The organism is Spiroplasma sp. AdecLV25b (assembly GCF_030913225.1).
Classification (GTDB): domain Bacteria; phylum Bacillota_I; class Bacilli_A; order Mycoplasmatales; family VBWQ01; genus Spiroplasma_E.
On the sequence record NZ_JAQYTS010000017.1, the window covers coordinates 38,104 to 61,574 of the forward strand.

A 23,471-nucleotide genomic window follows, 5' to 3' on the forward strand; every position below is an offset into this window, starting at 1 on the left:
TTTACCTCCTTTGTTTAAAGTCTCATTGCTAAGTCAATGATAATCGCTATTAATAAAAGCGCTATTCCAGCGCTTAATAAGTAATAATATAGTTTTCTTTGTTTTTGATATTTAACAGTAATATTAGTATTATTATTTTTTAATTTTCTTATTTTTAGTAATTTTAAGATACTAATAAAAATTAACGATAAAGCAGTAGCTGCTAAAATACTGATTGCGGTAGTCATATTACCTCCTTATTTTTTATTGCAAACTTTTACTATTGTTTTATATTTTGGATTAATTTTAGTTTTACATTGATTACTACAAACACTTAGTCTAGTAATGTAACAGTTACATTTTTTTGAACAATTAATGCATTGATGCATTTTAATTCATCCTTTCTTAATTAAATAATAGTAATTTGAAATGGCATCATTGTTGGAACATTTTGAATAAACATACATACAAAAATTGAAATTGTGCCTTTTGTAATAAGATCTTTATCAGTTAGCTGATTTTGATTTAAGTCTACAAATCCTAGCAATTGTAAATGAAAAAGATTAATAACAAATTGATAATCATCTTTATATTTTGGATCTGTATTGCCTAGAACAAAATTTTTTCAATTATTTCAAAAAAGATTAGTTAAATCTTGAATTGTACTATTATTTTTAATTTCTAATTTTGCTTCATTTTTATCAGTTAAAAAACGAGAAAACATATCAGTAGCTTGGACAATTGGCACAATTCCAGACTGACCATTATAAGAAAAATGAAGTTTATAATTGTAGTAAAGTCTACCATCATCCATTGATCATCATTCCATTTTTATAAATTTATACTTTTCTGTTTGAAATTCTTTTTGCATATTTAATGATAATTGTTGTTTGATAAAGTCAGCTGTAAAATAAGAATCTGCATCACGATAGGCAACTGTTAAGTAAAAATATTTAAGATTTATACTTTCAATTGCTTCAACAATTCTAGTATCAGCATTTTCAGTAATATTAAGTTCTAGTGCAGTTTGTCCCTGAATTCCATCATAACTAAACTGAATTATTGCATCTAAATTATTAGGATTTAATAAATCATTATCACTTAAATTAGTTTTATTTTTATTTAAGAGATTAATAAAATGTCAGTTTTGGTCAAGAAATTGCTTTTTATACTCCTGTGATAACTTATCTTTTATAAATTCAATATTAATATCATTTTTTAATGACTCTACTTTAGTTCCTGCAATAACTGATTTACTATATATTGAATTATTAATAGCATTAGTTATTTGGTTATTAATTGTCGGATTTAAAAACATTTTTAAAATCAAATTGCTTTTAATATCATAATATTGAAAATTAATAGTAATAAAAAAAGTTCCAGTAACTTTAAAATCGCTAGGAACCAGTGGTTTATTATTTTTTAAAAATTCTTTAATTATTAATTTATCAGCATGAAATTCTTTTTGCGTCTCTAAATCTAATTGGGTATTAATAAAGTTAGTAGTTATTGTTGTTTGTAAATCTTTTAAAGTACTTTCAGTATCATTAGTATACTGATAATCAGCATTTGCAATAGCTTTTGCAACTTGATTTTGATACTGATCATAAATAGTTAAATTTAGTTTTGTTTCTACTTTAATTGCCCCATAATCTAAAGTTAATAATGTTTTAATTTGTCCTAATTGACTTAAGTCTTGGGGTTTTAAACTATTACCATTATAGGTAATTTCTGTAATTTTTAATTTATTATCAATAAAGTTATTCTGTAAGTTCTTATTTAAAGACATTTTAATAAATTGTGGGGTTATTTGTTTGATAATATTTGCTTCAGTATCAAGTAAGCCAACATTTAAAGTATAGTTTATTTTATTAATAGCAACAGCAATATCATAATCATAACCTTGATTTGCTGGTTCTAATTGGTTATTACATGCAACTACAGTTAATGTTGGTGTTGCAAGGGTTGTTAAAACTAATAAGCTATTTAATAGTTTTTTCATATTTATTCCTTCTTTCTTTTGAATTTTTATTAAGATATCTTTGGTTAAATTCATTTATATTTTTAATATGAGTTTTAATATATTTATTGATATTTTCCATAAGATGCTCCTTTTAAAATAAAAAAAGAACTGAATTTTATTCAGTTCTTTAAATGTTTACATTATTTATTTTTTCTAGAAAAGTGTTGTAATTCTTTAATAGTAAGTTTTTCTCCTCAGATTTTTTTCTTTGATTTTGATTCTTTGAATGCAATTGATTTTAAATATTCAACTTCATTTTGCAATTTTTCATTTTCTTCTTGCAAATGTTTATTTCAGTCAACTAATTCATCAATATTTTTTTTATGTTTTGATTCTAATATTTCTTGTTTTAATTGTAATTTTTCTACTTCAGATAACTTAGTTTTTTCTTGATTTAAAAGTCATTGTTGGGCTCTATATCAATTTTCTTGTCAATGAGGATTTTGTTTTAATTTTCTTTGACTTGGTAATAATGGATCTGATAAAATACGTTCAAATTCAGGATATCTATTTTTAGTTGGTGCTTCAACACCCATTGATTTTAAAATTCACTCAAATCCTTCTAACATACTTTCTTTAGACTGATTTTTATATATTTTAATTAATCTATTTACTTTGTATTCAATAATATCTTCCATCTTTGCATCTGTTTCAGCAAATAAAATACTAGCAATAATAGAATCCATTATTTGATATTGTTCTTTTAAAGCTATTTTATTTACTCTTGCTCAGTTTATTTCACCACCAAGTAGTTTTCATAGACCCATTATAATCACCTTTTATTTATAAATTTATAAATAAATTATAACATTGTAATTATTTAAAATCTATTTACTTGATTTTGCTTTAGGTAATTTTGCTTTTTTCTTATTATATTCTTCAATATTAATTGAATTTTTAGATTTTTCATTAACTTTTTTACTTAGTTTTTCAAGTGATTCTTCATTAACTTTTTTATGAATATTTACACCATGACCAATAGAAGCATCATAAACATGTTTAATACTTTTGCCAGCAACACTTCCAACTTTTTTAGTACCATGTTTAGCGAAAGTAAATGGTGCAGATAATGTTGTCGCTGCTAAAGTTTTAGTTCTATGTAATTTAACTTTTCTTTTATTACCATCAATGTCTTGACCAATTGATACTTTTTTATTACGATAAGAATTTCTTAAGCCAGCACTACCTGCTCCAACAGTAGCACCTAAAATTCCTAATCCAAGCCCTGCTAATCCAACAATACCACTTCTTGAAGTCATACCAGTGGTTGCATTCATGAAGTTTGTACTTTTAAACAATGGTTCATTAGTTTGACTATCATTTATTGAATTAACTGCTTGATTTAAAGCACCACCAGAGTTTCCCATTGCCCGCAATGCTCTTTTACTCTTAGTCATACCCAAAGCTTTTCCAGTTATTTTGGCTGCTCCCATCATCATTCCCATACCAGCGACAGTTGATTTAAAGGAGCTAAATCCTTCACGAATTCCTGCTGCTTCACCAACTAATTGTGCTGCTATATCAGCAAAGCTAAGCATTGCTAGTGCTCCAGCACATAAGAATAATAATAAGAATAATTGTTTGGTAAAGTCACCTGTTTCTAAACTTGGCGTACCATTATGAATAATAGCTTGTAATGCTGATATAAAAATAAAGTATCCAATTAAGGTTGCTGTAGAAGCTAAGAATTTAGCAATAACCATATCTTTTCAAGTATTAGCTGCTTTTCCTTCATCAAGTGTCATTCCCACCATAACTAGTGGTGAAATACAAAATAATAGAAATAGTTCAATTACTTTTTGAGTTAATAACAAACCAACCATAAATAATCCAATTCCCATAAATCATGTTCCAAATGTTTGAACAATGACATTATAAGAACCAATATTATCAGGTGTTCCAAAGTCACTAGGAACACCATTTGCTGTTCCATCTCAATTAGCATCGCCAATATGTCATAAATATTGAGCAATATTGTTATTATTACCAAAGTTATTAATAATTAAATTTGCAAATCCTTGAATAATAAAATTCATTAAGAAAAATGCAATCGGAATAATAAACATAAAAGCAAATCCTTTGGCACCATTAGTAAATGCTAAAATAAATTTAACTTTAATTTCTGTTTCTTCACGAAATTGAATTACTAATAACTGAATAGTAAAAAATACTACTCAAATCGAAATTGCAACAATTACAAATCATCAAAATTGCATCGGAATATTACTAAATGAAAAACTTTGATGTGAACCAAATAGTAAATCAGTTATAACTCCACCAGTTAAATAATTTAATACTTTTGAGAAAGCATTAATAATATACAATGATCCTTGAATAAAAACATCTCATCAAAGACCTAGTAAAGCATTTTTAATCATATAAACAACCTCCTTCTATAAAATAAAAAACAGTTTAAAATAAACTGTAAGTTAAAATGTATTTTAGTATTAATAGTAATTATTTTTTAATATTACTTTTTAGAAATTTTCTTAAAATATCAAGTGGTATTATTTGTTCAAATGCTAAATGATCAAATAAACAAAAATGACATTTTGAAACAAAAAATAAAATATTTTTATTAACTTTTAAATTTGATATAACTTTGAATTCTTTTTTAGTATATTTTTGTTTTTTGAAAATAGAATTTACTTTATTCTTATCATAATTTTTAATTCACTCTTCTTCAGGAATATAATTAAGCGATTTAAATCCATATAGTAAGTAAGCTAAATAACTATTTTTATTTGTAATATCTGTAAATAAATTTAAATCAATAAAATTTTCTGAATCCATAAAATTTATGTCAATAGTCCATTTTTTTGATTCAAAATAATCTTCAATATACTTTTTAAATTTTTTATCATAAAAACATTTATAATAAGTTTCAACATAAGTTTTAATTTTAGGTATTTTTGAATTATTAATATTATTTTTATCATTTTTATGTTTTAAAAAACTTACTAAAGATAAGCAACACTTATCTTCAGTATTACAAAAAATATAATTTTGAAATTCTTTAAGATTATTCTTCTGAGAAAATAATTCAATTTCTAAATCAAAATATTTAGAATAATAAACACTTTGTTTTTTTACAAAAGATAAAAATTCGCTAGTATTGGAATAGAAATCTTTTTTATTATTAATTTCTAATTTTATTATTGAAAAAAGACCATAACCATATAAATCACTTTTAATGATTTCCAATATTAGTTTAATAGCTTCTGGTTTATAAAAGTTTCTACATGATTGACAGTAAAACATTGATTCATAAAATAGTTCACTATCAAATAAACAACTCTTTACTATATTTAAAGTGTTTATTAAAGAAATTTTATTTTTTTCATAATTCATTGAAACTACATAATTAAAATCTTGAATATTATCATATTTTAAATTAATTAATTCATTTTTATGTTTATTAAAACTTTCAATTATTATTTGCTTTCTTTTTATGTAATTATTATGTTTATTTCATTTAAAATTATAAATATTATATATTAATAATGCTATAGAAACTAAAATAGCTAAAATAGAAAATACAAGAGTAACTATATCTTTTATATTCACTAATGGTACCCCCTAAATCGCTTAACTTTCTTGATTATAACATTAATTTATAATACATAAATATAAGTTTTAACAAAATATTACGTATTAATTGGTGTCACGCTGGATTTAACAATTTGAATAATAATATTTGCTAAACCATCAATAACAATAACTACACCCAAAATGATAATAATTCATTTAATACCATCTCATAAACTACCACGTCTTTCGTGATCATCTGCTGCAGCAATCATTTTGCCAGAAATAACTGCAGCCTTAATAATGGCTGCTAGGGCTATTAAACCTATTAGTAAACCTAATGCTAAGTTAACATATATTGTTACTTGTTGCATTAAACCACTAAAGTCTGGTGTGTTACCTCCGCCTCCACTATCATTTAAAGTTAATAAAAATTTTAACATTTGAGTTCCTCCTCTAAAATTAAGGTTTTAATAATTGATTTAAAATTGTTTGAGTATCATTAATTTGTTTAGTAAGAATTGATAATTCTGTTTTTGAATAATCATAAGGATACTTTTGTTTTAAAATTAATTCATGGTTTAAATTCATAATTTCTGTTTGTAATGTTTTAATAGCAAGGACTTTTTGTTCAGGTGTAAAATTAGTAATTTTTTCTAATAACAAAATTTGATAATCACAATTATTAATAGAAGCTTGATATAAGTATTTTTCGGCAGTAACCTCATCTAAAGCACATTGATATTGTTCTTGATTATCATATTGATCTTTATTACTTTTAATTTCTTGGAGCATACTATCACAATCACTACTAAAGGAAATATCTTGTTTTTTTAAAGTTTGTCAATATTTAATATCATGTGGCTTAGGAATTGGTGGTGTTGGAGTTGGATCAGAGCTCCCACCACCATTAAAAGTACAAGCTGTGGTAAAAGAAGCCATAGAAACGATATTAAGAAAAAGAAAAGTTTTTAAAAATTTTTTCATAAATATTCTTTATCTTTTTATTTTTTGCGAATTAATTTTTAATTCTTCTTGGTGTTCAAAAATAGTGTCAATAACAAATTCTCTTAATGAATCTAAGACAATTGTTGGTTCAGTATTTTCTAATTCTTGTACTTTTTCTAATGGATTATAACCTTCAGCGTATAATGGTCAAAATAATTCAAAAAGTTTCTGATTATAAACTTCATATTCAAAAATTGCTTCTAAAGAGCGTTCTTGAACTTGCTCATATTCTTCATCATTTAAAATTTTATTTTCTAAATCAATATCAAAGTTTTCTTTAATATCAGTAATAAAATAATTAACTGCATCTTGCAGTAAATCATTCATAACTATAATTTTTTGGTCTTTCATTGTTTCCTCCTTAAAATAAAAAAAGAATCCACTTTAGGATTCTGTTAGTTAATAAATTTAATTTTTGACATTACCAATAACAACACTTTTATTATCAATTATTACTCATCGAATAACTTTATGATTTTTACCACATACAAAAAATAAATGTCATCTTACATTACTAACTTGTTGATAACTTTGAAAAATTAATTTTTCATTACATTTAGTTAATTTATGTTCTTTACATTGTGTGCAATATTCGTAATTAGTATATTTACAATGAGTAATAGTGGTATTAGGGTGTGGTAATGTTTGACTAGTTACTGGTAATTTTTCTTTAATAATTTTATTAATGGACATAATATCCCTCCTTAATAAAAATGGTTTATTGTCTTTTTTGACTATAGCATTTAAGCTGGTATTGCTTATGGTTAGGGTTACCAGCCCCGTACATCATTAGCGTACCAATAACTAATGAATGATAGTATTTAATTAAAACTTAATAGTTCTTTTAATATTTAAGTTTTGATATGCTTCAAACATAATTTTATGTTCACAATCTTGACATCAAGAAAGTGGTTGATTATTAATAGTAATGAAAGTCATACCAAATATTTTTTCTCTTTTACAAAATAAACACATTTTAATTCTCACTTTCAAAATTAAAAATTAATTCTCTTTGAACATAAGTTAAACGCTCATTACAGATAGCAAAGAATTGAGTATTCAGCTCAGTTCCTAACCATTGGCGAGTTAATTGTTCACAAGCTAGAGCAGTAGTACCAGAACCCATAAATGGATCTAAAATTAAATCGTTAGGTTTAGAATGTTTTTCAATCAGAAATTTAATCATTTTTAAAGGTTTAACCGTTGGATGACCATTAGTCTCTTGACCAATCGGATATTTTAAAATTGTTTTCTTATGTTGATAGTTATTTAAATAATTAGGAATTCGTTTTTTATTATCATAAATAATCATGCAATACTCTTTATCTTGATAAACAAAAGTATTTAAGGGCATAGGATTAGTTTTTTCTCAAATATAAAAGTTGAATTTTAATTTTTTAGAATATACTCAATCTAAGTATTCTTTAATTTGATGGCTATTCATTCAAATTAACATGAAATTATTTTTACTAATTCGTAAAAATTCATCACAGTAAGCTTTAATATCAATTGATTTATGAATATTATTATTAATTAAATCATTTTGATTTTTTCGTTTGCGGTATTCTACCTCTGACATTTGTTCTAAATTAGTATTCCTAATATTTTTTTCAGTCATTTCATATAAATAAGGTGGATCAGTTAAAATTAAATCAATTGAATTATCAGCAATGGTTTTAATAAACTCTAAAGCATCAGTATTAAATAATTTTCCTAAATCAGTTTTAATGGGTTCCATTTTTAAAATCCTTAAGTAGTTCTTGAAAAATTGCTTCTAATACTGGGACAACAATTGAATTTCCAGCCATGTGATATAAGTGTGTTTTAGGCATATCTTTGACTTTATTAAAATCATTAGTAGTAAAACCCATCAGTAACCATGTTTCTTTGGGGGTTAGAATTCTTAAATGATAAGGTTTACCATTAATGATAAAGATTGGAATATTAGGAATTGGATTAATAGCAGGAATAATAACTTTAACATTACCATTAGTAGTAATAGTTGGTACTACTGAAACACCAATTTTATTAGCACTATGATTATTAGTAATAGGAATTGTGATTTTGCCTTCTTTATTAATTTCACCAATTGGTCGGGAAGTGCCATCTGACATTTTGTACTTGTAGTCTTTATTAACTTCCATAATGGGGATGGCAATTTTTAAAGGATTACTTGCTGCAACTGTACCAGTGTAAGCATTAGTATTAGCAATTTTTCAAATCCGATTATATGCACCATTAACAACTTTGCCATCACTACTTCTTGGCAAAGTTATAAAGTTACTAAAGTCTTTATGTTCTTTAATTTCTAAACATTCATTAGTTAATGGAATCGCAAGTTTGCTTTGCTTAATGTTAGTTGTAATTGTACCGATAGTTGTATTAGGATTGGTGCTGTCATAAACATAATTTTCTTGAATAAAATTATTTAAGTTAATATTGGTTTTGCCAGAACTATTAAATCCTTGATTATCAATTGGAATTGCTACTTTACAACGATTATTGCTTTGTAAAGTTTTAATCGTAGCATTTTCTTGATCAGTAAGTGTTACATAATTATCAGCATTGAAAGTTGTTAAATTATCGATTTTTACTTTACCTTGTTCTAAGTTTTTAATAGTTAAGGGAATTGGCAAAGCACCTGCATTGTTTCAACGGTCTTGTTTGGTTGTTACAGTATTAGTATACTCATCAATAATTTTTACTCTGCCTGCAGCTACTGCTTTTTGCATACTTTGACTTTTAATAAAATAACTAATATCTGTTTCATGAATATTAATAAAGTTTAAAAGTGGTTTCATTGCTTGTAATTTTAATTTATCAAAATCAAAAGTTTGTTGTACATCATTATGAATAGAAACAACAAAGACACGATTACGTGATTGGGGAATTCCAAAATCTTTAGCATTTAATATTTTTCAATAATTGGTATAACCCAGCCTTTGCAAAGTATCTAAATAATATTGAAAGTATTTTCAATGTTTCTTTGATACTAAACCAGGAACATTTTCTCAAACAATATATTTGGGTTTTGGAAATAACTGCTTTTCAATTATTTCTAAAGTCTTTAAATATAGTAAACTACGTCCTGTTGATAAATCTTGTTTACCAGCATTGCTTCAGTCTTGACAAGGAGAACCATGAAATAATAAATCAATATTATGGTTTCAACTATTAACATCTTGTGTCTGGTAAGCATTATTAAATAATTTATTATATGCTGTAACTGGTCATTTTCATCATTCCACATAATCAATTGTTTTAACATTGAATCCTAAATTTTCTAAAGCTTTACGTGGTGCTCCAATCCCACCAAACAATTCTAAGACTTTAATAGTTTCCATATTATTTGATTCCTTTCTAATTTACATTTTTCTCTTATGCTCCAGTTTGGATAAGTCAATCGTAGAATCATCATTTCAAGAATTTCGCCTTAGATTTTCTCCAGTTAGTAATACTTCTTGAGTTAATCCTCTAATTCGATCTATTACCCTACCAACGGTAATAACATCAGATTTTTTTAAATAATGATTAGTTAATTCTTTAATACTAAAGTTACTAGTAAAGAAAGTTGTTAATTTCTTTTCAATCCGATTATTAAGTAAAGGAAATAAAATTTCTCTTAATTCTCAATCAGATGCAATTTCACCGCCAATGTCATCAATTATTAAAATTTGACAATTGATAAATTTTTTTCAGTCATGTTGATAATAAGTTGTACTATCTTTATTGTTCATATTTTGTTTTAATTCATTAATTAGTGTTGGTCAGACAATTAAATATCCGCGATATTCACTAAAAGTAGTATTTTCAACATTACCATTAATTACTTGTACTTTTTTAGTTTCTTCTAATAACTGGTTCATGGCATAAGTTTTACCAATTCCAAACTCACCATAAAGATAAATTCCTTTAACTTGTTGATTATTTTTAATAGCATCAATATGTGGTAGTAGTTTAATCATGGTTTTATTTCAACCATTTACCATCTTGATTTTTACTATTATTTGGCTTAAAGGTCTGATTACGATTATTAAAATATTTATCTTTAATTTGTTGTCTTATAACTTGAAATTGATCATATAAATCTTTGCCTTTAATAATTTCTTTTGAAGTGTTAGTACTATTACGATAAGAAGTAACAATTTCATATTCTTTATCAAAATCAATGCCAATAACCATTTGATTAGGATATTTAATAGAATTAAAAGCAATCGTCTTGCTAAATCAAATTCCAATATTAGCATTGTCATCTGTTTTATTAAAATATTGCTCGGGACTAATAATTTCAATGGCATTTGGAGTTTCAGTAATAATTCAATTTTTGTTAAGGAAAATGTTAGTAAAAGTTTTTTCTGATTTAGTCATGTTTTTTTCTCCTTTGTTTAAAACTATGTTTTTAAATAAACAATGTTTAAAATCTTTGTTTTATTCTATGTTTAAAACATAGATGGTCATGCTTTGTATGATTTTTTTATGCAACTAGAAAATTGCTAATGTTGCTATCTGCACTTAGCTTAAATAAAAAAATAATTTTAAAATATTTTATTTATCACTTCTTTCTTAGTGCAGATTAAGATTAAGTGCTTAAATTAAAAGTTAATAAATAACTTTTTTAATCTATCTCTTGATTTTATGTGCTTGATATTTTTGTTGTTCCTTTTCATAATGCTGATCAATGTGCTCATAACACTTAGAACATAATAAATCACCATAAGGATTTGGTTTATAACAAGAAGCACATTTTTGATAAAAACTTCTGTGTCATTAGGAATATCCACAACATTAATTTTTTTATTACTTTCAGCTAGTAAATGAACTTTAAAGTTATCAATCCATGTTTGATAATTGTCATCTCAATTTTTTAAACTATAAGTTTTTATTAAATTAATATCGTTATTTTTAAAAGTAACAATTAATGATTTATTACTTTTATCAATATCAACTAAAACACTAGAAATTTCTTTTTCAAATTTTTGTTTAGCATCTAATAAAAAATCATTCTCAAATTTAGTTAATGACATCAACTTCTCCTTTCTAAATAAAAAATTCACTTAATATTAAGTGAATTGAAAAGACATTCTATTATCTTTAAATTGTATAGACGTTTAGGGGGTTGGGTAATAAAACTTTGGAGGGTTATATATTATCCGGAAACAACTTTACTCAACCTCCAATACATATTGTAGAAATTTAGAAATTATAATGTGTAAAAAAATAAAATAAATGATTCAAAAGTCTTTGGCAAGTATTAGTATTTGTTGTAAGACTTTTTTTGAAAGGAAATGACTAATAATGGCTCATGGTCAAGATTTAGATGTTAGTATTCTAAGCACAAATAGTGATATTAATTTAGGAAAGAAAGAAACTGAAAAATTACAAGAACAAATCAAAAGTTTAGAAACTGAGTTATTAGAAAGTAAAACTCAAGTGACTGAGTTAACTAATAAGGTAAACTTACTTTTAGATAGAAAAATCTTTGATGAAGTAGAAACCGAAATGAAAAGATTAATTGATGAAGTTGAAGAATTAAAAAGTAATTTAAAAGTAGTTTCAGATGAAAAGGAACAGTTGGAAAAACAGAATAAAGATTTAAAAAGTGTTATTAAAGAAAGTGGAGACTCAGCAATTTACTATGATAGTTATTTTAAGGAATTAACTGATAAAAATAAAGATTTACAAAATAAAATAAATATTTCTATAAAACAACAGAAAGAAATTAAAAATGGAAATAAAGAATTACAAGAACAATTAGATACTAAAACTCAAGAAATTGAAAGTATTACATCACAATTAAAAGAGGTTACTAGAGAGAATAAGGAATTACAAAACACAATAAAAAGTTTAACAACAGAAAAAGAAGAAATTACTAAGGATAATGATGAAATAAGCAATGAGTTTAGTGAAGTAATACAAGAAAATAAATCACTTAAAATTAAATTAGAGAATACACAACAAGAACTAGAAGAAGTTAAACATAAATTTTCTAGTTTAGAATCAGAAATTGTAGAAAATAATGAAAATATTAAACCTAAGATTGTTGAATTAGAAGAGTTTAATAAATACTTAACAACAGAACTTGGTAATCTAAAAGAAGAGTATAATAAATTAACAAAAGAGAATGTACAGTTAAAAAAACATACTATTTCAAGCCCTCAAACAACAATTTTACAAAATAGTGATTTAATTGTAAAAAAACTATTCTTGCATCAATATCAATCAAAAAATGGAATATTTAAGTCATTTTTAAAATGAGTAGTTAAAAAGATTTTCCGAGTAGAAATATTTAAAGAATGAAATATGGAAAACATCACTGAACATCCTAATTTTGAATCTGAAAAAGTACGCATTAAAGAATGTCTAAAAACTAGTAAGGGTATTAATCTTTTAGATAATCAATTAAAACTAACAGAATCAGATTTAAACAGTAGTATAAAAGAAAGTTTTGATATTGATTTAATAAGGGATAAATCTAATATTGAAGAAGCCAATATTAGTAGTCCTCAAACTACTAGTAAAGTTGTTAATCAAGCCTAAATATAACATACTGAACATCCTAAATATAAATTTGAAAAATGGCAAATAATGAACTAAAAACAATAAAATATGTTTCTAATAAGAGAGGATTGTCCCTCAATAGTTATATATTATAAAATTTTTAATATTTGTTAATATATAATTTCAAGGAGGTAAAAAATGAACTTGTCTGAAACCAACACTATATCAGAAGAAGAAATAAAAATTAATTCAGAAGAATTTATTGAAAAATTAATAAAACAAGAAGAAAATTTACATAATGGTGAAACTTTTAAATATAAAAATGATTTAGAAGATATAAGATATTCTCAATATAAAACAGTTATTACTAGTACTGGTGTAGAAAAAGATTATTTTATTTATGAAGAAATAATAAAAATTAATAACAAACCTACTTTATTATTAAAGATTCATGATGATGAAAAAAGAAGAAATTTTAGAACTAATAATTTTTCTTGAAAAAGATAATGTAGTACAGCAAATTAGCCGTTTGAGTTACGATGAATTTTTACAAATGGTTGAAAATAAAGAACAATGAATTAAAACAGAAGAAACTAATAATGTAACTCTTATTAAAACTCCATTATCAGATTTTATAGAAAACATTAATACAGAACAAGAACAAGAAAAATTAAAACCAACGATTTTAGAACAAGAAAGCGTAGAAGAAAAAAATATAAGAAATACTTATGATGAATTATAAAATTTATCGCATTTTTTGGATGCATTGTTTTTAGTACAACATTAGGATTAGTCCCTACTGCTGTGATTTTAGGGATTGTTGCTATTAAACCAATAGCTATTGGTGTTTCAATTGTTTTAGGTTTTATTGCTATTCCATGAAATAATATAAGAAATAAAATAGTAGATTGAGTATTCAAAAAAAAGAAAACATCATATGAAGAAAAAATAGAAAAGTTAGAAAATGAAAAGATAAAACAAAATCAAAAATATAAAGAATTAACAAGAGAAATTTATTTAACTTTGACTCCTGAAGCCAAACAAGAACGAATTTTAAATGGTTTTCAGCAAATTTTAGAAAAAAATAAAAATAAAAATTTTGAAAGCTTATGAACAGAATTAAGTGAAAAATTTACAGAAAATAAAAAAGTTTTGCAAAAACTTATGAAGAAAAAATTAAACATTGAAATGAAAAATGAAATGAAAAAATTGAATTTACAAAATCTTTAAAGTCTGAAAATATAGAAGAAATAAAAGAAATTTTTAAACAATCTGAAAATAGTAACACTATTATGTGTGATTGATTTTTTTATCAACCTAAAGAAGCATGAGAAAAATTTGAACAAGGAGAGATACTAGAAGATATAAGCAAATTACAACAAGAACTAACAGAAAATGATAAAATTCAGTCAGATCTTAGAAAAAAATCACCATTTAAAAAAATGAAAATTTAATTTCAAGGAGGCATCATTAATAATGAATGACGATGAAAAAAAACAGTTACAAAAAGAATTGACAGCAATTAATATAGAACTTGCTCAAGGAATTAAATATAAAAAGATACGTGATGCTGCAAATAAAGCTGAACATGAAGAGCAAGAAAAAAGAAAAGAAGAAACTCAAACTCCAAGCACTTCTAAATGAACCAAGTATTAAATAAAATTTTTAAAGTAAAGTAAAAAACTTTTAGAATTTATTGAATATTTCTCATTTCTCTTATTAAAACTATTCTAATTTATAAATGATTAAAACAAAAAATTAGCAGTTACTACTTGTAATTGCTAATTTTTTTTGTTATCATATTATTTAATTAGCAATCAACTAACAGTAGTGCTAAGTTAAGGAGTGATATCATGCAACTAAATGAAATCCCTAATTATAACAACGACCCCAAAATTTTAGATAAATTTGCTCGTAACCTTATTGCCCAAGCTAAAATCGGAAAAATGGATCCAATTATCGGTCGCGATGACGACATTCGCAAAGTAGAAGAAATCCTCTCTCGTAAAACGAAAAACAACCCAGTGCTAATTGGTTTACCAGGAATTGGTAAAACTGCTATTATTGAAGGACTTGCACAACGCATAGTTCGTGGTGATGTCCCTAGTAACTTAAAAGATAAAATCATTTATGAACTAGATATGGGTGCCTTAATTGCTGGTGCTAAATTCCAAGGTGAATTCGAAGAACGACTAAAAGCAGTTATTAACAAAGTTAAAAACTCTGATGGACAAATCATTCTTTTCATTGACGAACTACATTTAATTATTGGTGCTGGACGTACCCAAGGTGCTATCGATGCCTCTAATTTATTAAAACCAATGTTAGCCCGTGGTGAATTACGTTGTATTGGTGCTACTACCTTAGATGAATACCGTCAATACATTGAAAAAGATGCTGCTTTAGAACGCCGCTTCCGCAAAATGATAATTAAAGAACCATCAACAGAAGATACGATTGCAATCTTACGTGGTTTAAAAGAACGTTACGAAGCCTATCATGGTGTTAAAATTCATGATAGCGCTTTACGTGAAGCTGTTTTCTTATCTAATAAATACATTAACAATCGCTACCTTCCTGATAAAGCTATTGACTTAATTGACGAAGCTTGTGCTAGTATTAAAACTGAAATTGCTTCTGTACCTAGTGCTTTAGATGAATTGCGAAGAAAAGTTTTACAACTAGAAATCGAAAAAGCTGCTTTAACCAAAGAAAAAGATGATAATTCCCAAACTCGATTACAAGCAGTTAACAAAGAATTAGATACAAAAAAAATAACACTAACACAATTAGAAAGTAAATGAAGTACCGAAAAAGCAGCATTAGACCACATTACAAGTTTAAAAAATCAGTTAGAAAATGCTAAATCACAATTAGAAATTTACCAACTAGCAGGTAATTTTGCCAAAGCTGGTGAGTTACAATATAGCATTATTCCTAATCTGGAAAAGGATTTAAAAGATAATGATGCCATTAAAAAAGATAATCCTTTATTACGTGAAGATGTAACTAATGATGATATTGCCATGGTCGTTGCTAAGTGAACTGGTATTCCTGTTGCGCGATTATTAGAGAGTGAAAAAGATAAATTATTAAACTTGCCTTACATTCTTAATACGAGAGTTAAAGGACAAAGTAATGCTTTGAAATTAGTAAGTGATGCCTTAATTCGTGCCCGAGCTGGCATTAAAGACCCTAACCGTCCGATTGGTTCATTTATTTTCTTAGGACCAACTGGTGTTGGTAAAACCGAAGTGGCAAGAACATTAGCTGATACCCTATTTGATAGTGAAAAAAATATGGTTCGCATTGATATGTCCGAGTTTATGGAAAAACATGCTGTCAGTAAACTATTAGGTTCACCTCCAGGCTACATTGGGTTTGAAAATGGTGGCCAATTAACAGAAAAAGTTAGAAGAAATCCTTACAGTATTGTGTTATTTGATGAAGTGGAAAAAGCTCATCTTGATGTTTTAAACATCTTATTACAAATTTTAGATGAAGGTCGGATTACTGATAGTCAAGGATTCTTAATTGACTTTAAAAATACCATTATCATTATGACTTCTAATCTTGGTTCGCAAGAGTTACTTAGTGGCAAAGATAATAGTCAAGAGCAGGCTTTACGGATTTTAAAACAATCATTACGCCCAGAATTTATTAATAGAATTGATGAAATCATTATTTTCAATCCTTTAAGCAAACAAGTAGTCAAAGAAATTATTACTAAAGAATTAGATAATCTCTTATTACGGTTAAAACAAGAAAAAAATTTGCAATTATTTTATGACCCACAAATCATCGATAAAATCTTAAAAGATGCCTATGATGAAGAATTTGGAGCACGACCGATTAAACGCTATATCCAGCATCATATTGAAACAATATTAGCACAAGCAATTATTAAAGAGGAACTAATTCCTCATAAACGCTTTCTGATTACCATTGATAAAAACCAAGAATTTATCCTTAGCTCCAAATTAAAATTCAATTAATACTTGCTATTATTGTGTTCTTAGTTATAATTATATAAGTCTTAGCATTCATTGTTAGTGAATGCTAAAATAAGGTGGTGAAACGTGTTATCGAAAAGACAATCCCAAATTTTAAAAATTATTGTTGAACAATATATTAAAACAGCACTCCCAGTTGGTAGTAAAACACTATTAGAAAACAATAATGTTAATTATTCTAGTGCAACTGTTCGTAATGAATGTGTCGAATTAGAAACATTAGGTTTACTAGAAAAAACTCATAGTTCTAGTGGTCGTATTCCGTCCACGAAAGGTTATCGTTACTATGTTGATAACTTAATGAATAGTGGTGAAGACCATACTTTAGTAGAATTAAAACGCAAAATTGCTGAAGTATTTGAAAACCGCAATTTAGTAATTACCGAAGTGCTAAATAAAACGAGTAATATTCTCAGCGAAATGACTAATTTAATTAGTGTTGTCATTGGGCCTAACCTCAATGAAGATACGTTAAAAAAGATTGAACTAGTACCTATTAGCAATGATAATGCGCTTGCAATTTGTATTACTAGTAATGGTCATGTCCAAGATAAGATATTTAATATTCAAGAAACACCACTAACTGATTTAACAATTGCTATTGATATTTTTAATACGAGACTAATAGGAACAAAAATCAATGAAATTAGTGAAAAAGTTAATTTATTAAAACCGATTCTTGAACAACAAGTTCAAAAATCAGAGTTTATTATTCAAGGTTTTATTAACACTTTAATTAATTTCTCCCGTCCATTATCAACAACCCACGGGGTACAATATATGTTAGAAAATCCCGAATTTAATGATATTAACAAAATTAAAACCATCATTCGCTTTATTGAATCACAATCACCATGAATGTATTTCGACCAATTAAATAATACTACCGTCCAAATTAAAATTGGTGAAGAGTTAGGGAATGAAAATAATGACATGGCGATGATTATGACAACCTTTAAAGTTCATGATGGTGAACAAGGACAAATCGCCATTGTCGGACCTAAGCGTTTAGAATATGAAAAACTAGCAGAAATCCTTAACTGGATTAATCAAACGTTAATGAAAAATTTTAAATAGAAAAGGAAGATAAAATGTCAGCAAAAGATAAAAAAACTAATCTTGAACAACAAGCAACCGAAACTCCAGTCATGGTAGAAGAAAATTCTGCCGAGGTTTCATTAAACGATAAAATCAATTTTGAAACAACGATTAAAGATTTACAAGACCAAATTACCAAAATCAAAGCTAATGAAAAACAATTAATGTTAGCAACCAAACTAAACACTATTAAAGAACTAGAAATTCAAAATCAAGAGCATACTAAATATGCTAACCAAAAAATTATTAAAAATTTAGTTCATGCATTACTAAATTTCCAACGAGCGCTAAACTTTAAAACCGAAAATAAAGAAGTTGAAAACTTCTTGGTAGGATTCAAATTCATCTATGACGAACTAATTCGCTCATTAGAACACGAAGGATTAAAAGAAATTACAGCACAAGTTGGTGAAGAATTTAATTCTCATAAACATGATGCTGTCGAAATTATTAAAGATGCTGGTACTAACAATTTCAAAAATACGAAAAATAATACCATCATTGAAGTAATTGCTAAAGGTTATGAACTACACAACCGTGTTATTAGCACAATTAAAGTTAAAGTGTTTCAAACTGAAACTAAAGATGCAACTAAGAAAAATTAAAGGAGAGATAAAACATGGCAACAACTAAAACTAACAAAGAAATTATTCTAGGAATCGACTTAGGAACAACTAACTCATGTGTGGCAGTGATGGAAGGTGCTAAACCAAAAGTTATTGAAAACGCCGAAGGTGCACGAACTACACCATCAGTTGTCGCATATAAAGATGGACAAATCATGGTCGGAGACGTTGCTAAACGTCAAGCAATCACTGACCCTGACAACACAGTATCATCAGTAAAAAGAATTATGGGAACCAAAGAAACAGTTAAAGCTGCTGGTAAAACACGTAAACCAGAAGAAGTATCTGCTGAAGTATTACGTGCAATTAAAGTTTTTGCTGAAGCAAAATTAGGTAAAAAAATTGGGAAAGCAGTTATTACTGTTCCTGCTTATTTCAACAACGAAGAACGTGAAGCAACAAAAAATGCTGGAACGATTGCCGGACTAGAAGTTGTTCGTATTATTAATGAACCAACTGCTGCTGCGATTGCCTATGGTTTAGATAAACAAGATAAAGAACACAAAATCTTAGTATTTGATTTAGGTGGTGGAACATTTGACGTTTCGATTCTAGATTTAGATAATGGAACTTTTGAAGTATTATCAACTAGTGGTGATAAACAACTTGGTGGTGATGACTTTGATGACTTAATCGTAAAACATTTAGTAAAAAATTTCAAAGCATCATCAGGTGTGGATTTATCAAAAGACAAAATGGCAATGCAACGTTTAAAAGATGCTGCTGAAAAAGCCAAAAAAGATTTATCAGGTGTGATGCAAACTAATATTTCATTACCTTTTATTTCTATGAATGCTTCAGGTCCATTACACTTAGATGAAAAATTAACACGTGCTACTTTTAATGAATTAACAGCTGCACTAGTTAAAAGAACGATTGCTCCTGTGCGTGATGCTTTAAAAGAAGCTGGATTAACAAAAGCTGATATTGATGAAGTAATTTTAGTTGGTGGTTCAACAAGAATTCCTGCTGTGCAAGATGTTATTAAAGCAGAAATTGGTAAAGAACCAAACCGTACTGTTAACCCTGATGAAGTAGTAGCCTTAGGGGCTGCCATCCAAGGTGGTGTGTTATCAGGTGATGTAACTGATGTGTTATTATTAGACGTTACACCTTTATCATTAGGAATTGAAACTTTAGGAGGAGTAATGACACCATTAATTCCCCGCAATACGACTGTTCCGACTCAAAAATCACAAGTATTTTCAACTGCCGAAGATAATCAACCTGCTGTTGACATTAGTGTGCTACAAGGTGAACGCCCATTAGCTAAAGATAACCATTCATTAGGTCGTTTCCAATTAAGTGGTATTGATGCAGCGCCAAGAGGTGTTCCCCAAATTGAAGTTACTTTTGAAATTGATGTTAATGGAATTGTTTCAGTTAGTGCCAAAGATTTAAAATCTAATAAAGAACAAAAAATTACGATTTCAAATAGTGGAACATTAAGCAAAGATGAAATTGAAAAAATGGTTAAAGATGCCGAAAAGAATCACGAAGCTGACTTAAAACATAAAGAAGAAATTGAATTAACTAACCAAGCGCAAGCTTACATTTATGATATTGACAAAATGACAGTTGAAGCTACTAAATCGCAAAAAGATGGTGATGCAGAAAACCCACAATTAGCAGAATTGAAAAAACTACGTGATGATTTACAAAAATCATTAGATGATAAAAAATATGACGAACTAAAAGAAAAATTAGAACAATTAAAACAAGCATTTGCTGCAGCACAACAATTCATGAATCAACAAGAAACTCAAGGCGAAAATCCTGAAATTCATGAAGGTAATAAAGACGACACTATTGATGTTGAAGCAACACAAAAATAAATTAATGATTGGAGAATAGTATGGCAAGTAAAACTAAACGTGATTATTATGAAGTGCTTGGTGTTGCTCGTAGTGCTTCAGCTGAGCAAATTAAAAAAGCGTTTCGTACGCTTGCAAAAGAGCATCATCCTGATGCTCCAGGTGGTGGAAACGAAGCACGTTTTAAAGAAATAAGCGAAGCATACCAAACTTTATCAGACCCCCAAAAACGTACTGCCTATGATCAATTTGGTCATGATGCTCCAGGTAGTGGAACTTCTGGATTTAGTGATTTTGGTTCTGCTTTCGGTGATTTATTTGGTGATTTGTTTGGTGGAGGAAGAAGAACACAACAACGCTACAATGGTAAAACTGCTGGCGATAATATCTTAACAAAAGTAGAAATTAATTTTCGTGATGTTTTCTTTGGTAAAAAAATGACGATTAGTATTAACATTGATGTTGCTTGTGATGCTTGTAAACAAACAGGTGCGAAAACTCCTAATGATGTTGTTACTTGTGATAAATGTAAAGGCCATGGTACTGTCCAATATGTCCAACAAACCCCTTTAGGAATGTTTCGTCAACAAGGTGTATGTAACAGTTGTCAAGGTCTTGGCCAAATCATTCGTCAAAAATGTATTAAATGTAAAGGCCACCGTTACTATATTGAAAACCAAAAACTAGAATTTGATATTCCCCGTAGTATTGTTGATGGTCAACAAATTAGAATTAAAGGGAAAGGTAAAATTGGACATAATGGTGGAGCGCAAGGTGATTTGTTTATTGGTATTAACATTAAACGTCATCCGTTCTTAGACCGTCAAGGTAGTGATATGTATCTAAAATTACCAGTATCATACTTAGATGTTATTTTAGGAAATATTATTATGATACCAACGTTTGAAGGTTTAATTAAAGAAAAATTACCTTTAGGATTACAATATGGTGATAAGATTACGTTAAAAGGGAAAGGTTTCTTTTATCCAAATAGTACGAGACGTGGTGATTTGCATATTATTCTTGATGTTCAATTTCCTATGAAATGTAGTAAGTCAGAGCAAGAAAAACTATGAAGTGTTAATAATGAAACTAAGTTTGATCCTAATGAAGACTTTGCTAATAGTGCTATTAAACGAATTTAATAAAAATATATAAGGAAGTTTTAAATTAAAACTTCCTTATATATTTAACAATAGGATTCACCTTAAGTAGTAGGTCAAACATCAGTATTAGATCTACTAATAGTAAAATTAGTATAACGATTTGCATATAAAGACATTGCAAACGCATTGCCGTTAATGATTAAGCGAAAATTTTGAGAAGAAGAACCGTTTACTAGTGCATTTTTTTATTGATGTATTTAATCAATCATCAGTATTATTTGCTGTTCATTGTACTTTATCAGTAGGTTTAATAAAACTATTTTTTGTTAGAAAATCTTTTGTTTGTTGAGTCACGTATTCATATACTTTTTGAATTGTTACATCCTTCTTCATAAAGTTATCGTAAATGTCGGGGTTAAGTTCAATATTAAAATTATAAAAATTTTTACCAATCATATAATTTTTGTTATATTTAAATAAAGCGTCAGAACCAACAAATAAGTTTTCTAGAATTTTTAAACTTTCACTAGTATTGCTTGCTCTAGTTGTGTCGTTACTAGTAATATAATATTGAAAAATTAATGGTTTAATTTCCAAACCATTAATTTTTCAATTTCTTGTTTGATACTCGCCAAACACGAAAACGTTTTTATTATCACTAATTTGTACATTGTTTTTAATTTCTCATTCCTTCAAACGACTAACAAAATTATTTTCACGAGCAGTAACAATCGGTTTTCAAGCTTTATTAAAATCTGTAGAATTATTAATAAACTTCTGTGATTCAGGTAAAGTTAAAGGAAAGTTATCATGTATTTCACTTGAAGCAATTCTAGTTGTAAGTCCATAATAGTTCATATAATTATAATCATTATTATAAGGATTAGCGATTGTTTGTGTATCAATTGTCAATTTTTTAATTTTTTGTTGGTTTGTTATTGCATCTTTAATTTTTTCTAAAACATCATCTTTTCGGTTAATGAAACTATCATTTCATTGTGGATATTCAAATTTAACAGTTCCAATACTTTTTAGTTCTTCTTGGATTTTATTAGTAATAAAATCAACTACTTGCTTTAAATCAGAACCATCATTGGCAAAATACATATCATATGTTTGACTAATAGTAGTTATATTTACTTTGCTATTTTCACCTAAACAAGTAAAATCTAATGTTAAATTAGCAGTAAGATAATATCAATCAGTAACGTTATAAGGTTTATCAGTTGCATTAAAATCTTTTAAACCAAAATCATTGTTTTTTCAATCAAACGCTTTGCTAGTTAATATTTTATCTAAATCATTAGTATTTATTTTTAAAATATCATTAGGATTGATACCATTAAATAATGGTTTTAACTCTGGATAATTATTTACTAAATTATTACTAATCTTATGAACTTGTGTTCTTAAAATTTCCAAAAATCCATCAATTGTTTCTCTACTATCATTTTGCGTAATAGATTTATCAGTCTTTTCACCAATACTGTTTAAATATGCCATAATATCAGCACCTTTTGTGACATCACTAACCCTTCGTAAATTTGAACCATCACTAACCAATTTAGCAAACTCAGCTTGAATTGTTTCTTTTGCAGTTTGCGCTAATGTTAAATAATCACTGTCATCAACATCTTGGTCAGGATTTGCTTTACCACCACAAGCTACAACATTTAATGGAACTGGTACTGTCAAAGTTAATACTGTTAATAAAGATAATAGTTTTCTCATAAGTTGCTACCTCCCTTATGATGTATTTATAGAAATTACCACTTATT

The 23,471-nt window shown here is 27.0% G+C and carries 26 protein-coding genes; 11 read left to right on the top strand and 15 right to left on the bottom strand.

From position 1 onward, the window contains the following. Window positions 1-14 precede the first annotated feature (14 nt). The 14 genes from RDJ14_RS01865 to RDJ14_RS01930 all read right to left on the bottom strand — a co-directional run bounded on the left by RDJ14_RS01865 (window position 15) and on the right by RDJ14_RS01930 (window position 11,562). Window positions 15-227, bottom strand: coding sequence for a hypothetical protein (locus RDJ14_RS01865; protein WP_308149670.1), 213 nt, complete (start codon window positions 225-227; stop codon window positions 15-17). Window positions 228-388: 161 nt separating this feature from the next. After that, window positions 389-1,981: a Vmc-like lipoprotein signal peptide domain-containing protein gene (locus RDJ14_RS01870; protein WP_308149671.1), complete on the bottom strand. Its 1,593-nt coding sequence runs from the start codon at window positions 1,979-1,981 to the stop codon at window positions 389-391. A 161-nt stretch (window positions 1,982-2,142) separates the two neighbouring features. Beyond that, window positions 2,143-2,769 (bottom strand): hypothetical protein, encoded by a 627-nt coding sequence (locus RDJ14_RS01875; RefSeq protein ID WP_308149672.1) that lies wholly within the window; start codon window positions 2,767-2,769, stop codon window positions 2,143-2,145. Between the two features lie 60 nt (window positions 2,770-2,829). Continuing rightward, window positions 2,830-4,380, bottom strand: a complete 1,551-nt coding sequence (locus RDJ14_RS01880; RefSeq protein WP_308149673.1) for an Mbov_0396 family ICE element transmembrane protein — start codon at window positions 4,378-4,380, stop codon at window positions 2,830-2,832. A 79-nt stretch (window positions 4,381-4,459) separates the two neighbouring features. Further along, window positions 4,460-5,569, bottom strand: a complete 1,110-nt coding sequence (locus tag RDJ14_RS01885) for a hypothetical protein (protein ID WP_308149674.1) — start codon at window positions 5,567-5,569, stop codon at window positions 4,460-4,462. Window positions 5,570-5,649: 80 nt separating this feature from the next. After that, window positions 5,650-5,973 (bottom strand): Mbov_0395 family pilin-like conjugal transfer protein, encoded by a 324-nt coding sequence (locus tag RDJ14_RS01890; protein WP_308149675.1) that lies wholly within the window; start codon window positions 5,971-5,973, stop codon window positions 5,650-5,652. A 19-nt stretch (window positions 5,974-5,992) separates the two neighbouring features. Then, window positions 5,993-6,517, bottom strand: a complete 525-nt coding sequence (locus RDJ14_RS01895; RefSeq protein WP_308149676.1) for a hypothetical protein — start codon at window positions 6,515-6,517, stop codon at window positions 5,993-5,995. Between the two features lie 9 nt (window positions 6,518-6,526). Then, the gene (locus RDJ14_RS01900) at window positions 6,527-6,889 is read right to left on the bottom strand and encodes a hypothetical protein (RefSeq protein ID WP_308149677.1); all 363 of its coding nucleotides are present in this window, start codon (window positions 6,887-6,889) and stop codon (window positions 6,527-6,529) included. Window positions 6,890-6,946: 57 nt separating this feature from the next. After that, window positions 6,947-7,231, bottom strand: a complete 285-nt coding sequence (locus tag RDJ14_RS01905; RefSeq protein ID WP_308149678.1) for a hypothetical protein — start codon at window positions 7,229-7,231, stop codon at window positions 6,947-6,949. Between the two features lie 283 nt (window positions 7,232-7,514). Then, a complete protein-coding gene (locus RDJ14_RS01910) occupies window positions 7,515-8,276 on the bottom strand; it encodes a site-specific DNA-methyltransferase (RefSeq protein WP_308149679.1) in 762 nt (253 codons plus the stop codon). Further along, window positions 8,263-9,882: a DNA (cytosine-5-)-methyltransferase gene (gene dcm / locus RDJ14_RS01915; RefSeq protein WP_308149680.1), complete on the bottom strand. Its 1,620-nt coding sequence runs from the start codon at window positions 9,880-9,882 to the stop codon at window positions 8,263-8,265. The genes RDJ14_RS01910 and dcm overlap by 14 nt, the downstream gene beginning before the upstream one ends. 21 nt (window positions 9,883-9,903) lie before the next feature. Beyond that, window positions 9,904-10,527 (bottom strand): ATP-binding protein, encoded by a 624-nt coding sequence (locus tag RDJ14_RS01920; protein WP_308149681.1) that lies wholly within the window; start codon window positions 10,525-10,527, stop codon window positions 9,904-9,906. Continuing rightward, the gene (locus tag RDJ14_RS01925; protein WP_308149682.1) at window positions 10,508-10,906 is read right to left on the bottom strand and encodes a hypothetical protein; all 399 of its coding nucleotides are present in this window, start codon (window positions 10,904-10,906) and stop codon (window positions 10,508-10,510) included. Before RDJ14_RS01925 ends, RDJ14_RS01920 begins: the two co-directional genes overlap by 20 nt. Before the next feature lie 224 nt (window positions 10,907-11,130). Beyond that, a complete protein-coding gene (locus RDJ14_RS01930) occupies window positions 11,131-11,562 on the bottom strand; it encodes a hypothetical protein (protein ID WP_308149683.1) in 432 nt (143 codons plus the stop codon). 271 nt (window positions 11,563-11,833) lie between these two features. Here RDJ14_RS01930 and RDJ14_RS01935 point away from each other — a divergent pair, with 271 nt between their 5' ends. From RDJ14_RS01935 to RDJ14_RS01985, 11 genes are all read left to right on the top strand, one after another. Then, entirely contained in the window at window positions 11,834-13,075 is a 1,242-nt protein-coding gene (locus tag RDJ14_RS01935; RefSeq protein ID WP_308149684.1) for a hypothetical protein, read from the top strand. Window positions 13,076-13,234: 159 nt separating this feature from the next. Then, window positions 13,235-13,543, top strand: a complete 309-nt coding sequence (locus tag RDJ14_RS01940; RefSeq protein WP_308149685.1) for a hypothetical protein — start codon at window positions 13,235-13,237, stop codon at window positions 13,541-13,543. Window positions 13,544-13,565: 22 nt separating this feature from the next. Then, a complete protein-coding gene (locus RDJ14_RS01945) occupies window positions 13,566-13,778 on the top strand; it encodes a hypothetical protein (protein ID WP_308149686.1) in 213 nt (70 codons plus the stop codon). Between the two features lie 62 nt (window positions 13,779-13,840). Next, on the top strand, window positions 13,841-14,266 hold the full coding sequence (locus RDJ14_RS01950) for a hypothetical protein (protein WP_308149687.1): 426 nt from the start codon (window positions 13,841-13,843) through the stop codon (window positions 14,264-14,266). A gap of 62 nt (window positions 14,267-14,328) precedes the next feature. After that, the gene (locus RDJ14_RS01955; RefSeq protein ID WP_308149688.1) at window positions 14,329-14,490 is read left to right on the top strand and encodes a hypothetical protein; all 162 of its coding nucleotides are present in this window, start codon (window positions 14,329-14,331) and stop codon (window positions 14,488-14,490) included. Between the two features lie 22 nt (window positions 14,491-14,512). After that, complete coding sequence (locus tag RDJ14_RS01960; protein WP_308149689.1) at window positions 14,513-14,692, top strand: hypothetical protein; 180 nt, start codon at window positions 14,513-14,515, stop codon at window positions 14,690-14,692. A 197-nt stretch (window positions 14,693-14,889) separates the two neighbouring features. Then, window positions 14,890-17,031, top strand: coding sequence for an AAA family ATPase (locus RDJ14_RS01965; protein WP_308149690.1), 2,142 nt, complete (start codon window positions 14,890-14,892; stop codon window positions 17,029-17,031). Window positions 17,032-17,115: 84 nt separating this feature from the next. Next, window positions 17,116-18,126, top strand: a complete 1,011-nt coding sequence (gene hrcA / locus RDJ14_RS01970) for a heat-inducible transcriptional repressor HrcA (RefSeq protein WP_308149691.1) — start codon at window positions 17,116-17,118, stop codon at window positions 18,124-18,126. Between the two features lie 14 nt (window positions 18,127-18,140). Further along, window positions 18,141-18,752, top strand: coding sequence for a nucleotide exchange factor GrpE (gene grpE / locus RDJ14_RS01975; protein ID WP_308149692.1), 612 nt, complete (start codon window positions 18,141-18,143; stop codon window positions 18,750-18,752). A gap of 14 nt (window positions 18,753-18,766) precedes the next feature. Continuing rightward, the gene (gene dnaK, locus RDJ14_RS01980; protein WP_308149693.1) at window positions 18,767-20,608 is read left to right on the top strand and encodes a molecular chaperone DnaK; all 1,842 of its coding nucleotides are present in this window, start codon (window positions 18,767-18,769) and stop codon (window positions 20,606-20,608) included. A 20-nt stretch (window positions 20,609-20,628) separates the two neighbouring features. Continuing rightward, window positions 20,629-21,732: a DnaJ C-terminal domain-containing protein gene (locus RDJ14_RS01985; protein WP_308149694.1), complete on the top strand. Its 1,104-nt coding sequence runs from the start codon at window positions 20,629-20,631 to the stop codon at window positions 21,730-21,732. A 153-nt stretch (window positions 21,733-21,885) separates the two neighbouring features. Here the strand turns inward: RDJ14_RS01985 and RDJ14_RS01990 are convergent, their stop codons facing one another. After that, window positions 21,886-23,424 (bottom strand): hypothetical protein, encoded by a 1,539-nt coding sequence (locus RDJ14_RS01990; protein ID WP_308149695.1) that lies wholly within the window; start codon window positions 23,422-23,424, stop codon window positions 21,886-21,888. Window positions 23,425-23,471 lie beyond the last annotated feature (47 nt).